11 protein-coding genes are annotated in these 14132 nt (G+C 63.1%); 5 read left to right on the forward strand and 6 right to left on the reverse strand.

The features are described 5' to 3' along the window. Positions 1 to 18: 18 nt before the first annotated feature. From ACF8FG_RS11960 to ACF8FG_RS11970, 3 genes are all read right to left on the reverse strand, one after another. A complete protein-coding gene (locus tag ACF8FG_RS11960; RefSeq protein ID WP_003255547.1) occupies positions 19 to 1143 on the reverse strand; it encodes an ABC transporter ATP-binding protein in 1125 nt (374 codons plus the stop codon). Positions 1144 to 1438: 295 nt separating this feature from the next. Next, positions 1439 to 2071: a response regulator transcription factor gene (locus tag ACF8FG_RS11965; protein WP_172830947.1), complete on the reverse strand. Its 633-nt coding sequence runs from the start codon at positions 2069 to 2071 to the stop codon at positions 1439 to 1441. 7 nt (positions 2072 to 2078) lie between these two features. Further along, complete coding sequence (locus ACF8FG_RS11970) at positions 2079 to 4466, reverse strand: PAS domain S-box protein (protein ID WP_318078954.1); 2388 nt, start codon at positions 4464 to 4466, stop codon at positions 2079 to 2081. Between the two features lie 95 nt (positions 4467 to 4561). On the opposite strand from ACF8FG_RS11970, the gene ACF8FG_RS11975 reads away from it, so the two are divergent. Continuing rightward, positions 4562 to 5560, forward strand: coding sequence for an alpha/beta hydrolase family protein (locus ACF8FG_RS11975; protein WP_003255551.1), 999 nt, complete (start codon positions 4562 to 4564; stop codon positions 5558 to 5560). Positions 5561 to 5586: 26 nt separating this feature from the next. On the opposite strand, the gene ACF8FG_RS11980 is transcribed toward ACF8FG_RS11975, so the two are convergent. The 3 genes from ACF8FG_RS11980 to ACF8FG_RS11990 are packed head-to-tail and all read right to left on the reverse strand — an operon-like array spanning position 5587 to position 8043. Continuing rightward, the gene (locus tag ACF8FG_RS11980; protein WP_010951746.1) at positions 5587 to 6354 is read right to left on the reverse strand and encodes a TerB family tellurite resistance protein; all 768 of its coding nucleotides are present in this window, start codon (positions 6352 to 6354) and stop codon (positions 5587 to 5589) included. Between the two features lies 1 nt (position 6355). After that, positions 6356 to 7027: an N-acetylmuramate alpha-1-phosphate uridylyltransferase MurU gene (gene murU / locus ACF8FG_RS11985; protein WP_134698174.1), complete on the reverse strand. Its 672-nt coding sequence runs from the start codon at positions 7025 to 7027 to the stop codon at positions 6356 to 6358. Continuing rightward, positions 7024 to 8043, reverse strand: coding sequence for an aminoglycoside phosphotransferase family protein (locus ACF8FG_RS11990; RefSeq protein WP_014589448.1), 1020 nt, complete (start codon positions 8041 to 8043; stop codon positions 7024 to 7026). Before ACF8FG_RS11990 ends, murU begins: the two co-directional genes overlap by 4 nt. A gap of 130 nt (positions 8044 to 8173) precedes the next feature. On the opposite strand from ACF8FG_RS11990, the gene ACF8FG_RS11995 reads away from it, so the two are divergent. Genes ACF8FG_RS11995 through rsmA form a run of 4 tightly spaced genes read left to right on the forward strand, consistent with a single transcriptional unit; the run spans position 8174 to position 14067 of the window. After that, a complete protein-coding gene (locus tag ACF8FG_RS11995) occupies positions 8174 to 10981 on the forward strand; it encodes an LPS-assembly protein LptD (RefSeq protein ID WP_014589447.1) in 2808 nt (935 codons plus the stop codon). After that, positions 10956 to 12281, forward strand: a complete 1326-nt coding sequence (surA, locus tag ACF8FG_RS12000; protein ID WP_392518810.1) for a peptidylprolyl isomerase SurA — start codon at positions 10956 to 10958, stop codon at positions 12279 to 12281. Before ACF8FG_RS11995 ends, surA begins: the two co-directional genes overlap by 26 nt. Further along, entirely contained in the window at positions 12278 to 13267 is a 990-nt protein-coding gene (gene pdxA, locus ACF8FG_RS12005; RefSeq protein ID WP_003255557.1) for a 4-hydroxythreonine-4-phosphate dehydrogenase PdxA, read from the forward strand. Before surA ends, pdxA begins: the two co-directional genes overlap by 4 nt. Next, complete coding sequence (rsmA, locus tag ACF8FG_RS12010) at positions 13264 to 14067, forward strand: 16S rRNA (adenine(1518)-N(6)/adenine(1519)-N(6))-dimethyltransferase RsmA (protein ID WP_070383376.1); 804 nt, start codon at positions 13264 to 13266, stop codon at positions 14065 to 14067. The genes pdxA and rsmA overlap by 4 nt, the downstream gene beginning before the upstream one ends. The last annotated feature ends 65 nt before the right edge of the window (positions 14068 to 14132 follow it).

Below are 14132 nucleotides of genomic sequence, written 5' to 3' on the forward strand. Positions count from 1 at the left end.
GGTTGGTGAAGCAATCCATCAATGGGCTTCGGCAATCGGATCGAGCGCGCGGGCGTGCTCCACCTCCCAGCCCAGCGGTACCACATCGCCCACGGCCAACGCCGGGTCGAGCTCGGCAATAGGCTGCTTCACGAAGAAGTCGCCTTTGCCGCAAACCTCCAGGCGCACCCGCACGTGGTCGCCCAGGTAAATGAATTCGGCCACCCGGCCAGAGAACCGGTTCACGCAGCTTTCACTGTGGCCGTTCAGGCGCACGCGCTCCGGGCGTATCGACAGGGTCACCGGCTCGCCGGCCTGGCCGACATTCACCGCCAGCGCCTCGACCCGCTCGCCGCGAGGCAACTGCACCTGGCAACGTTTGCCATCGCTGGCCAGCAGGGTGCCGCTGATGCGGTTGTTCTCGCCGATGAAGTTGGCGACGAAGGTGTTGCAGGGCTCTTCGTACAGCGTGCGCGGGTCGGCGATCTGCTGGATTTCGCCCTGGTGGAACACCGCCACGCGGTCGGACATGGTCAGCGCTTCGCCCTGGTCGTGGGTCACGTACACCACGGTCACACCAAGACGCTGGTGAATGTGCTTGATCTCCATCTGCATGTGTTCGCGCAGCTGCTTGTCCAGCGCGCCAAGTGGCTCGTCCATCAGCACCAGCTGAGGCTCGAACACCAATGCCCGGGCCAGCGCCACCCGCTGCTGCTGGCCACCGGACAACTGGCCGGGGTAGCGTTTGGCGAAAGCGTCGAGCTGCACCATGTTCAGCACACGTTTGACCCGCTCGCTGATGTCGGTCTTGCTCAGGTTGCGCACGGTCAGCGGAAAGGCCAGGTTCTCGGCCACTGTCATGTGCGGAAACAGCGCGTAGTTCTGGAACACCATGCCGATATCACGCTTGTGCGGCGGCACGTTGTTGATCGAGCGCCCGCCAAGCTGGATTTCACCGGCGGTGGGCGTTTCGAAGCCCGCCAGCATCATCAGGCTGGTGGTCTTGCCCGAGCCGGACGGGCCAAGCAGGGTGAGGAACTCGCCCTTGCGGATATCCAGGTTGAGGTCTTTGACGATCAGCGACTCGCCGTCGTAGCTCTTCTGCACACCACGGAAGCTGACCAGCGTTTCGCCGGTTGCAGCGTTCGACTTCGCCTCGCTCATGCCTGCACCTTCTTGTTGGATGACTGCGTAGGCAAAAGAGTAGAAGAGACGCAAGCGCCCGAAAATCGGGGGTACTGAGAGAATGCCATCATCCGGATGGAAGATTTGTTGTAAGGATCGCCCTACAAGGATGGCGGGATTGGAATGCCCTTGCGAGCCAACCACGAAACCTGTGGGAGCGGGCATGCCCGCGAAGAGGCCGGCTCAGCCATAGAGATCAGCAGGCCAGGCCCGTTCGCGGGCATGCCCGCTCCCACAGAGGCTTCGGGAAGTTTCGGGCACCCGTATGTCGCAATCAGATCAGCTTGTGCTCCATGGCGTACTTCACCAGCTCCGCCAGCGAGTTCACTTTCAGCTTCTGCATCAGGCGCGCCTTGTGGGTGCTGATGGTCTTGCTCGACAGCGCCAACTGCTGGGCGATGTCGTTGACGTTGGCGCCCTGGGCCAGGCGCTCGAACACCGAAAACTCCCGCTCCGAGAGCAGTGTGTGCAACGGCCGGGATTCGGTGAGGCCTACTTCGAACACCATGCGGTCGGCCAGCGACGGGTCGATATAACGCCCGCCACCTGCCACCCGACGAATAGCTGTCAACAACAGCGCCGGGTCACTGTCTTTGGTGGCATAGCCCGCCGCACCGGCCTTCAGCGCCCGCGCCGCCATCTGTGCCTCATCGTGCATCGACAACATCAGGATCGCTGGAGCATCGTGCAACGCACGGATACGCGGGATCGCCTCCAGGCCGTTCACACCCGGCATCGAGATGTCCAGCAGTACCACCTCGCACGGTGTGTGGCGCAGGGTTTCGAGCAACTGCTCGCCATTACCGGCCTCCCCCGCCACTTGCATGTCCTTGGCCAGGCCAATCAACTGCTTGATGCCTTCACGGACAATGGTGTGGTCTTCGGCCACCAGTACTCGAATCACGATTGCTCTCCTACTCCAACGGAATGGCCACGCTCAGGCTGGTGCCTTCGCCCGGCTCGCTTTCCAGCGTCATGCTCCCCCCCAGCATCAGCACCCGCTCGCGCACACCCACCAGGCCAAACGAGGTGGGCCGGGTCTGCTCGCGGCAAAAGCCTTGGCCATCATCACTGACCGTCATGCGCAACTGTCCGCCCTCACGTACCAGCTCAATCTCTACGCTGTGCGCCTGGGCGTGACGCATCACATTGGTCAGCGCCTCCTGGAGGATACGAAACAGCCCGGTGGCCTTGGCATCACTCAATGCTGGCAGATTATCGGGTACTTGCACCAGACAGGGGATTTGCGTACGTGCCTCGAAACGCCGCGCCTGCCATTCGATGGCCGAGGCAATGCCGGCATCAAGGATCGGCGGACGCAAGGCAGTGGCGACATCGCGCACCAACTGGAACAACTGGGCGATCAGGCGCTTCATGCTTGCCAGGCGATCATTCAGGCCAGGGTCCAGCTCGGCATAGGCCAGCTCGCACATCGACACTTCCAGCTTGAGCACGGTCAGCATCTGCCCCAGTTCATCATGCACTTCCCGGGCGATACGGGCTTTTTCCTCTTCACGCACGCTCTCCAGGTGGGCCGAGAGTTCGCGCAACTGCTCCTGGGACTTCGCCAGCGCCAGCTCGGCCCGCTTGCCCTGTGTGATGTCCCAGACTACACCGTCCCACACCACCTGGCCGTTGCCCAGATGCCGGGCGCTGGCCTTGATATCGGCCCAGCGCTGTTCGCCCTGCCGGGTGAGGATGCGCCCCTGCCAGGACCAGTCCTGGTCGCTGGCCAGGGCCAGGTCCTGCACCCTGTGATAATCAGCACGGTCCTCTGGGTGCACCAGGTTGCGCAGGCCCATCTGCGGGTGCTGGATCTCGCTGGGTGCATAACCTACCAAAGCCTCGCTACCCTCACTGATATAGGGGAACTCCAGATCGCCCTCGGCCGGGTCACGTTCCAGGCGAAACACCAACCCTGGTACGTTGCCAGCAATGCCCTTGAGCCGCGCCTCGCTTTCGCGAAGGGCCGCCAGGGCACGGTGGCGTTCGGTGACATCGGCGAGGTAGACCACCAGATATTCGGAATCACGAAAGCGCAGAAAGCTCAGCGACAGCTCCACGGGTAGCAAGCTTTGATCAGCCCGCTGGCATTGCGTCTCAAACTGACCGACCCCCCCCGCCCCTGTCCGCGCCCCCTTCCACAGCTCCAGCCAACGGTCCATGTTCAGGCTCGGCTCGAAGTCGCTCAGCGGCCGCTCCAGCAACGCCCCTTCGTTGTAGCCCAACATGCGCTCGGCGGCATGGTTGGCGTAACGCACATGGCTGTCCCAGTTGACCCAGAGGATACCCACGGTGCTCTGATCGATGGCGAACTGGCTCAGGCGCAACGCCTCTTCGCGCACCTGGCGCTCAACAAGGCTTTCCCGCGCGGCCAGCAGGCTGCGCTCCAACTGGCGCTGCTGACGGCGTTGCCACACCAGCGTGGCCAAGGCACACAACAGCAACAGACCGAACAGCAAGGCCATGTTCTGCCAGAAGCCAGGCGACTCGCTCAGGCGTGGGTATTTCGGCTGCAACCAACGCTGATGCAGTTGTTCCAGCTCCTTGGCCGGCAGTGCCTGCAGGCCACGCTCAAGTACATCGGCCAGCAGCGGCCAGTCGCGCCGCGAACCGATACGCAGCAGCTGCGGCAGGCCAATATCGCCGACTACCGCCAGCTCACTGAACTCGCTCTCGCGCGACAGGCGGCTGAGCTGCGCTTCATCCAGCACGGCGAAACTGGCCTGGCCACCTACCACCAGTTGCAAGGCCTCACGATCGTCGGGCACCCCCTGCAGGTTGAGGTTGCCGTAGTTGCCGCGCAGGTAATCCGCCAGCGGGCTGGGCATGCGCACCGCCACGCGTTGCTCGGCTTCGAGCTTTTCCAGCTCCACGGCCATGGCCCCGGTGCGCGGCCCCACCACCAGCTGTGGCACGCGCATGTACGGGTCGCTGAATAGCCACAGGCGCAGGCTGGCCGGCGTCTGGGTAAGGCCAGGGGCGAAGTCGATTTCGCCGCTCTGCAGGGCATGTTCCAAACTGGCCTGGTCACTGAAGTTACGCCAGGTGAGGTCCAGCCGCAGCGTCTGCGCCAGGCTGTTCACCAGCTCCACATTGGCTCCATACAGTTGCTGCAGACGCCGGTCGAACTGGGCGTAGGGTGCCTGCAACACCAGGCCGACACGCAGGCTACGGTGGGTGTCCAGCCACCGCTGCTGGTCAGGCTCCAGCACCACAGTTGGCAGCGCCTCGGGCTTGGCCCAGGCAATCAAGGGCAGCCACAAGCAGCCGATAACCAACAGGCGACGCACTCGCTTCATCTATACGCTCGACTTGGCAAAGACGGCCATGCAGCATGGCCGTCACGGGCAAATACTATTAGGCTGCCGGTTTCATTCTGGCCTTGGGTTGACTCATGTCCACACTTTATCGCACGACGCTGGCAATGTGCTGCCTGGCCTCGGTCCTTCCACTAGGCGCCCTGGCCGCCGATGCCGAAAAACCACCTGCAAATACCATGGCACCTGCTGCCGAGGCACCACGCCCACCCTTGCTGGAACGCAGCCAGGAGGATGCACTGGCGCTGGAACGGCTGCTGCCCAAGGCTGAGCAGCAGACCCTGCAGGCCGGTGCCGACAGCTTCCTGGCCCTGTGGAAGCCGGCCAACGACAACGATCCGCAAGGGGCGGTGATCATTGTCCCTGGTGCAGGCGAAACGGCCGACTGGCCAAATGCAGTCGGCCCACTGCGGCAAAAATTCCCTGATATCGGCTGGCACAGCCTGAGCGTCAGCCTGCCCGACCTGCTCGCAGACAGCCCGCAAGCGCGGGTCGAAGCCACACCACCGGCAGCGCCTGCGCCAGACAAAGGCGAAAGCGCACCGGTCAAGGACGTTCCGGCCGATGCCAACGCCAACGTGGCCCAAGCCACCGCAGCCGATGCCGACACAGCAGAAAGCACCGATGCCGAACAAGCCAGCGAGCAGGCCGACCCGGCAGATGCCGAACGCATCTTCGCCCGCCTGGATGCCGCCGTGGCGTTCGCCCAGCAACACAATGCCCGCAGCATCGTACTGATCGGCCATGGTAGCGGTGCATATTGGGCGGCGCGCTACCTGAGCGAGAAGCAGCCACCACAGGTACAAAAACTGGTGATGGTCGCTGCGCAGACCCCTGCACGGGTTGAGCAGGACCTGGAAAGCCTGGCCCCAACCTTGAAGGTACCCACGGCCGATATCTACTACGCCACCCGCAGCGCTGACCGCAACGCAGCCCAGCAACGGCTGCAGGCCAGCAAGCGGCAGAAGGATAGCCAGTACCGACAATTGTCATTGATTGCCATGCCAGCAAACAAAGCGGCGGAACAAGAGCAATTGTTCCGCCGGGTGCGGGGGTGGATGAGCCCTCAGGGCTGATTCGTCTTGATCCTTGTGGCGGGGCGTCAAAGGCCGCGCCGCTTGCGGATCATGGCATAGGCCTGGTGCAACTCACGGGTACGCGCGGTTGCTTCACGCACCTGCGCCTCGCTGGCACCGGTACCTGCCAGCTTGTCCGGGTGATGCCGGCTGACAAGCCGACGATACGCCTGCTTGACCTTATCGGTGTCGGTGTCTGCGTCCACCGCCAGCAAGCGCAACGCTGCCGCGTAGGTCATGGGCACGCTTTCTGCCCCCGTGGCCTTGCGCGGCTCGTACTCCAGGGACATGGCCTGCACCTGGCGTCGACTCATGCCCAGCTTCTGCCCCCAGTCCAGCAGCAACTCACGCTCCTTGTTGCCCATCTTGCCGTCAGCCCAGACCATGCGCCAACAGGCCCGCAAAGTACCTTCCGCCGCGTGGGGCTGCTGACTGATGCGCCGCAGGTGCCCGCCAAGCCGGTCCTTGCCCGCCTTGCCACGGTTGAACGCATTGATGGCGCGCAACCGGGCTGCCTCGGCCAGGTCCAGGCGCACCATCTCCTGACGCGCCTGCTGGATATGCTGCTCGGCTACCCGGCCATCGCACTTGGCCAGGCGCCCGAGCATCACGAACAACAACTCGTCGTCGCGTAATGCGGGGCGCCCACCCAGGCGTTCGCGCATGTCTTCCCAGCCTTGCAAGCGCAGCCGGCGGTCAATGGCCTGCCCAAGCAACGCACCGAGCAAGGCACCCGGTATGCTCGCAACGGCAAAGCCGGCACCCACACCTATCACCGTGCCTGGCCACCACATGTCAGGCGCGCTCGCCAATCAGAGACTCAGCCTCGGCCAGGCGTTCAAGCGTGCCAACATCCACCCAGTGCCCACGGTAGTGTTCGCCAGATACCTTGCCGGCCGCCATCGCCTGGCGCAGCAACGGTGCCAGTTTGAAGGCACCCGCCTGGCAACCTTCGAACAGCGCCGGGTGCAGCACGGAAATGCCGCTGAAGGTCAGCGTGCCGGGCGCGTCATCGCCGTCAACGACCTGCTCGCCCACCAGGCGGAAGTCACCGCGGCCGTGATGGTCAGGGTTGTCGACCAGTACCAGGTGAGCCAGGCCTTGCAGGGGAGCCTGCAAACGCGCGAAGTCGTAGTCGGTCCACACATCGCCATTCACCAGCAGGAACGGCGCATCACCCAACAAAGGCAGGGCCTTGAAGATGCCGCCACCGGTTTCCAGCGGTTCACCTTCAGGTGAATAGCGGATGCTCAGGCCGAAGCGGCTACCGTCGCCCAAATGGTCTTCGATCTGCTGGCCAAGCCAGGCATGGTTGATCACCACTTCGGTCACGCCCGCTGCCGCCAGGGCGCGCAGGTGGTACTCGATCAGCGGCTGGCCGGCGACCGGGACCAACGGTTTTGGGGTGTGCAGGGTCAGCGGGCGCATGCGCTCGCCCTTCCCCGCAGCCAGGATCATGGCCTTCATGCACGCGCTCCGGCCTGCAACTCGGCAATCAGCTCACCCAGCTCCGCCAATTCGGGCCGGCGACCGATCACTTCATTTATATAGGCGAAGAAACGCGGCACGTCGCCCAAGTAACGCGGCTTACCGTCGCGGTGGCAGATACGGGCGAAGATGCCGATCACCTTCAGGTGCCGCTGCACGCCCATCAGGTCACTGGCGCGGTGGAAGGCTTCGAACTCGGCGTGCACCGGGATCCCGGCCGCCTGCGCCTGCTGCCAGTAGTCGCTCAGCCAACCTTCGACCCGCGCCTGCGGCCAGCTAACAAAGGCGTCCTTGAACAGGCAGGTAATGTCGTAGGTGACCGGGCCGTATACCGCATCCTGAAAGTCCAGCACACCAGGGTTGGGGGTGCTCTGCATCAGGTTGCGCGGCATGTAGTCACGGTGTACCAGCACCTTGGGTTGCGCCAGGGCGCTGTCGATCAGCAACTGGCTGACGCGCTGCCAGGTGGCCTTCTGTGCATCGGTGAGGCTCAGGCCCAGCTCACGCCCCACGTACCATTCGGGGAACAGTTCCACTTCACGGCGCAGCAGGGCGTCGTCGTAGCTGGGCAGCGGCGCGTCCATCGGCAAACGCTGGAACTTCAGAAGGGCATCGATGGCGTCGGCGAACAGGCCATCGGCGTTGTCGGCATTGATGATGTCAAGGTATGTCTGAGTGCCCAGATCCCCAAGCAGCAAAAAGCCGCGTTCCAGGTCCTGGGCGTGGATCAGCGGCACATGTACGTCAGCGCTGGCCAGCAGGTGGTCGATGGCGACGAACGGTCGGCAGTTCTCCTGCGGGGGGGGCGCATCCATGATCACGAAACTGTGGCCAGCGCCCTGCCAGCGGAAATAGCGGCGGAAGCTGGCGTCGCTGCTGGCAGCGGTCAAGCTGCCTGCAGGCACCTCGCCCCAGGCGTTGTCACGGAAAAGATCATTGAGCTGCTCATCGAGCCAGACCGTCAGTTGTTGCAGGCGTACATCGTGTTCAGGCATTGCAAGGGTCTCCGACGGCCCTAGCCGTCAAGCGGGTCATGCTTTATTATCCAGCATCTTTTTCAGACCATCGAGAGGCGTGCGGCCCCACACGCGGGCAGATGGCACGCAGGAAGCCCGGACTAATAAGATGGCATTGAAATCCCCCGCGTTTCGTAGAAAGTTTCCGTTGCTGGTAACCGGCGGTCTGCTGGCCCTGCAACCTCTGGCCACCTCATACGTAGTGGCAGCCGAACAGTTCGACTGCCAAGTGTCCGCCGCCGGTGGTTGGGACTGCAAGCCCAAAACCCCAGTCAACAACTTGCCACCGCGCCCGGTGCACGAAGGTGCAGCCGTCAGCTCCGGTACCGAAGCGGCGGGCGAAGCCGAAACTGCGGACCGGCCCATGCTGGTTACCGAGGCCAAGGGCCGTGGTCTGAAGTCGCGCAGCGAAGACTACAGCCACCTGGACTGGGTTCCGCGTGAAAAGCTCACCGCCGCGCAACTGGCTGAAACCGGCCCGTACTGCGGTGGCGCGTATATCGAGCCAACCCGCCCGGGCATGGCCGACACCACGCCGAAGGACGAGTCGCCAACCTACATCAATGCCAAGGTATCCAAGTACCAGCAGGAGCAGCAGATCGCTACCCTCGCCGGTGACGTGGTGATGCGCCAGGGCAGCATGCAGGCCGAAGCCGACGAGGCCAACCTCTACCAGGCCGAAAACCGTGGCGAGCTCAAGGGCAACGTCAAGATCCGTGACAACGGTTCGCTGGTGGTCGGTGACGAGGCCCAGATCCAGCTCGACACTGGCGAAGCCCAGGTCGACAACGCCGAATACGTGATGCACAAGTCGCACATCCGCGGCAGTGCCCTGTACGCCAAGCGTGGCGAAAACGCCATCATCCGCCTCAAGGACGGTACGTACACCACCTGCGAACCGGGCAGCAACGCCTGGCAGCTGAAGGGCAACAACATCACCCTGAACCCGGCCACCGGTTTCGGTACTGCGACCAACGTTACGCTTCGGGTCAAGGATTTCCCGGTGTTCTATACACCGTACATCTACTTCCCGATTGACGACCGTCGCCAGTCCGGCTTCCTGCCGCCGTCGTTCAGCACCAGCAGCGACACCGGCTTCATGCTGGTCACGCCGTACTATTTCAACCTGGCGCCCAACTACGACGCCACGTTGTACCCGCGTTACATGGCCAAGCGCGGCCTGCTGATGGAAGGCGAGTTCCGCTACCTGACACCTTCCAGCGAAGGCCAGTTCGGCGGCGCCTACCTGAACGACAAGAACGACGACCGCAAAGATCAGACGGATTACAAAGATCAGCGCTGGATGGTCAACTGGCAGCACAAGGGTGGCCTGGACGAACGCCTGATGACCGAGGTGGACTACACCGACATCAGCGACCCGTTCTACTTCCAGGACCTGGAGTCCGACCAGATTGGCGTGGAAAGCCGCGACCTGCTGAACCAGCAGGGTGCGTTGACCTACCGAGGCGACAGCTACACCGCGCGGTTGAATGTGCATGCCTACGAGATGGCGACCATCTCGCAGATCACGCCGTATGATCGCCTGCCGCAGCTGACCCTGAACGGTACGCTGCCGTTCCAGCCTGGCGGTTTGAACCTTGGGTACGAGACTGAAGCTGTTCGTTTTGATCGTGATCTGAAGGACGATTTCGTTCTGGACGAAGATGGCAATCCAGACGCCAGCGCCGGCGTACCCGGTCGTCGTCTTGACGAAAACATCTTCGGTGTAGCGCGTGCCAACGGTACCCGCCTGAACGTCGCCCCGTCCATCAGCCTGCCGATGGAGGCCAGCTACGGCTACATCACGCCGAAGCTGAAGTACATGTATACCCATTACGACCTTGACCTGGATAGCAAGGGCAAGAGCGACATTGCTGGCGCGAACGCAGACACACTGGACGTGTTCGGCGACTACAAAAGCAACCTGAACCGCGATATCCCGATTTTCAGCGTCGACAGCGGCCTGTATTTCGATCGCAACACCTCGTTGTTCGGCACCAACTACCGCCAGACCCTCGAACCGCGCATGTTCTACCTCTATGTCCCGTACAAGGACCAGATGGACATCCCGCTGTTCGACACGGGTGAAACCCTGTTCAGCTACGACTCGCTGTTCCGTGACAACCGTTTCAGTGGTACCGACCGCATCGGCGACGAGAACAAGCTGTCGCTGGGCGTGACCACCCGCTGGATCGAGGAGAACGGCTTCGAGCGTCAGAACTTCAGCATCGGCCAGGCCTACTACTTCAAGGACCGCAAGGTCCAGCTGCCAGGCATCGACTACCGCACCCGCAAGGACGCGCAGTCCGATGTATCGCCATACGCCCTGGTGTACAACTACTACTTCAACCGCGACTGGCGCTTCAATTCGGACTTCAACTGGGACCCGGACAGCCGCAGCACCCGCTCGGGCAGCGCGATGTTCCACTACCAGCCTGAAGACAACCCGAACAAGATCGTCAACCTCGGTTATCGCTACCGTAACGACACCATTGCCTACGACTCGACCACGGGTACCTGGAAAGTGGGCGGCGGTGACTATGGCACCCCGGGCGATCCGAACTACATCAAGGATTACTACAAGATCCAGCAGCACGACTTCTCGGTCATCTGGCCGATCGTGCCGCAGTGGAACGTAATCGCTCGCTGGCAGCATGACTACAACCGCAACCGCACCCTGGAAGCCATGGGTGGTTTCGAATACGACAACTGCTGCTGGAAGCTGCGCCTGATCAACCGTTACTGGATCGACTACGACGATTTCAGCCAGGCCCTTCCACAGAACGAAAAAGGCGACCACGGTGTCTTCCTTCAGATCGTCCTGAAAGGCCTCGGCGGCGTAGTTGGCAACAAGGTCGAGTCTTTCCTCGACCAAGGCATTCAAGGTTACCGTGAACGTGAAGACCAAGCTTATTGATCGTCTGCGCCCAGTGTTGCTGGGCGTCGCTTTGCTGAGTGGCGCGGTGCATGCCGCGGTGCAACCTCTTGATCGCGTGGTGGCTATCGTCGACAACGACGTGGTCATGCAAAGCCAGCTGGACCAGCGTGTCCATGAAGTCCAGCAAACCATCGCCAAGCGCGGCGGCGGCGTGCCGCCGACCAGCGCCCTGGAACAGCAGGTCCTGGAACGCCTGATCGTCGAGAACCTGCAGCTGCAGATCGGCGAGCGCTCTGGCATCCGCATCACCGACGAAGAGCTGAACCAGGCCATTGGCACCATTGCCCAGCGCAATGGCATGTCGCTGGACCAGTTCCGCGCGGCGCTGGCCCGTGACGGCCTGTCGTTCGAGGACGCTTGCGAGCAGGTCAAGCGCGAGATGATCATCAGCCGCGTGCGCCAACGCCGCGTTGCCGAACGCATTCAGGTGTCCGAGCAGGAAGTGAAGAACTTCCTGGCCTCAGACCTGGGCAAGATGCAGATGTCGGAAGAGTACCGCCTGGCCAACATCCTCATCCCAACCCCGGAAGCCGCCAACTCGGACGATATCCAGAAGGCTGCGCGCAAGGTCGGTGACGTGTACCAGCAACTGCGCCAGGGTGCTGACTTCGGCCAGATGGCGATTGCCAACTCGGCCAGCGAAAACGCCCTGGAAGGCGGCGAGATGGGCTGGCGTAAAGCCGGTCAGCTGCCACCCGACTTCGCCAAGATGCTCAGCAGCATGCCGGTGGGCGAAATTACCCAGCCTATTCGCATCCCCAACGGCTTCATCATCCTCAAGCTCGAGGAGAAGCGCGGCGGCAGCGAGAACGTGCTGCGTGACGAAGTGCATGTACGCCACATCCTGATCAAGCCAAGCGAGATCCGCAGCGAGGCGGCCACCCAGCAACTGGCCGAGCGCCTGTACGATCGGATCAAGAACGGCGAAGACTTCGGCGAACTGGCCAAGAGCTTCTCGGAAGACCCGGGGTCGGCACTCAACGGCGGCGACCTCAACTGGGTCGACCCGAACAGCCTGGTACCGGAGTTCCGTGAACAGATGGCCAATGCCCAGCAAGGCGTAGTGACCAAACCGTTCAAGACCCAGTACGGCTGGCACGTTCTGGAAGTGCTGGGCCGCCGCGCCACCGATAGCACCGAGCAGGCTCGCGAACAGCAGGCCCTGGGCGTACTGCGCAACCGCAAGTACGACGAAGAGCTGCAAACCTGGCTGCGCCAGATCCGCGACGAAGCCTACGTTGAAATCAAGCTGCCTGGCGCTGACCAGGCCGCCCAGTGAAGCCCCTGCGCTTCGCCGTCACCCCCGGCGAGCCGGCCGGCATAGGCCCCGACCTGTGCCTGCTGCTCGCCGCAGACGCCCAGCCCCACCCCCTGATCGCCATCACCAGCCGTGACCTGCTCGCCGAGCGGGCCACGCAGCTGGGGCTGGCCGTCAGCCTGCTGCCGGTAGCCCCGGGCCAATGGCCTGACCTCCCGGCACCTGCAGGTAGCCTGTACGTCTGGGATACCCCCTTGGCGGCCCCGGTGGTGCCAGGCCAGCTCGACAAGGCCAACGCAGCGTTCGTGCTGGAAACCCTGACCCGCGCTGGCCAAGGTTGCCTGGACGGCCACTTCGCCGGGATGATCACGGCCCCGGTGCACAAGGGTGTGATCAACGAAAGCGGTATCGCCTTTTCCGGGCATACCGAATTCCTTGCCGAACTGACCCGCACCGCACAAGTGGTAATGATGCTGGCCACCCGCGGCCTGCGCGTGGCCCTGGTGACCACGCACCTGCCACTGCGTGATGTTGCCGACGCTATTACTGCAGAGCGCGTCGAACGTGTAACCCGTATCCTGCATGCCGACATGCGCGACAAGTTTGGCATTGCCAACCCGCGTATCCTCGTGTGCGGCCTCAACCCGCACGCGGGCGAGGGCGGCCACCTGGGCCGCGAAGAAATCGACATCATCGAGCCGACCCTGGCCCGCCTGCGCACCGAAGGCATGGACCTGCGCGGGCCGCTGCCGGCCGATACCCTGTTTACCCCCAAATATCTGGAGCACTGCGATGCGGTGCTGGCGATGTACCACGACCAGGGCCTTCCCGTACTCAAGTACAAAGGCTTCGGCGCTGCAGTGAACGTGACCCTGGGCCTGCCAATCATCCGCACGTCGGTTGACCACGGCACCGCCCTGGACCTGGCCGGCACTGGCAAAGTCGACACCGGCAGCCTGCGCGTCGCACTGGAAACCGCCTACCAGATGGCCGAGAACCGACCATGAACGAGCAATACCAACACCGGGCGCGCAAGCGCTTCGGCCAGAACTTCCTGCACGACGCCGGTATCATCGACCGCATCCTGCGTGCCATCAACGCAAAGGCCGGCGAACACCTGCTGGAGATCGGCCCGGGCCAGGGCGCCCTGACCGAAGGCCTGCTGGGCAGTGGCGCACAGCTGGACGTGGTGGAACTGGACAAAGACCTGGTGCCGATCCTGCAGCACAAGTTCGCCGATCGCAGCAACTTCCGCCTGCATCAGGGCGACGCCCTGAAGTTCGACTTCAACCAGCTGGGCGTGCCGCCGCGCAGCCTCAAGGTGGTTGGCAACCTGCCCTACAACATCTCCACCCCGCTGATCTTCCACCTGCTCAGCCACGCCGGGCTGATCCGCGACATGCATTTCATGCTGCAGAAGGAAGTGGTCGAGCGCATGGCCGCCGGCCCTGGCGGCGGTGACTGGGGACGCTTGTCGATCATGGTGCAGTACCACTGCCGCGTGGAGCACCTGTTCAATGTAGGCCCTGGAGCCTTCAACCCACCCCCGAAAGTGGATTCGGCGATCGTCCGCCTGGTGCCGCACGAAGTGCTGCCGTTCCCGGCCAAGGACCACCTGCTGCTGGAGCGTGTCGTTCGCGAAGCGTTCAACCAGCGCCGCAAGACCCTGCGCAACACCATGAAAGGCCTGCTGGACAGCGCCGCCATCGAGGCTGCTGGCGTTGATGGCAGCCTGCGCCCTGAACAGCTCGACCTGGCAGCCTTCGTGCGCCTGGCTGACCAACTGGCTGATCAGCAAAAAGCCTGATTTAGCCCGTTCCGGCCTCTTCGCGGGCCACAAGGGATCGCACAACCCTCAAATCCTGTGCGACC

It is taken from the genome of Pseudomonas sp. YQ_6 (assembly GCF_043103245.1).
Taxonomy (GTDB): domain Bacteria; phylum Pseudomonadota; class Gammaproteobacteria; order Pseudomonadales; family Pseudomonadaceae; genus Aquipseudomonas; species Aquipseudomonas alloputida.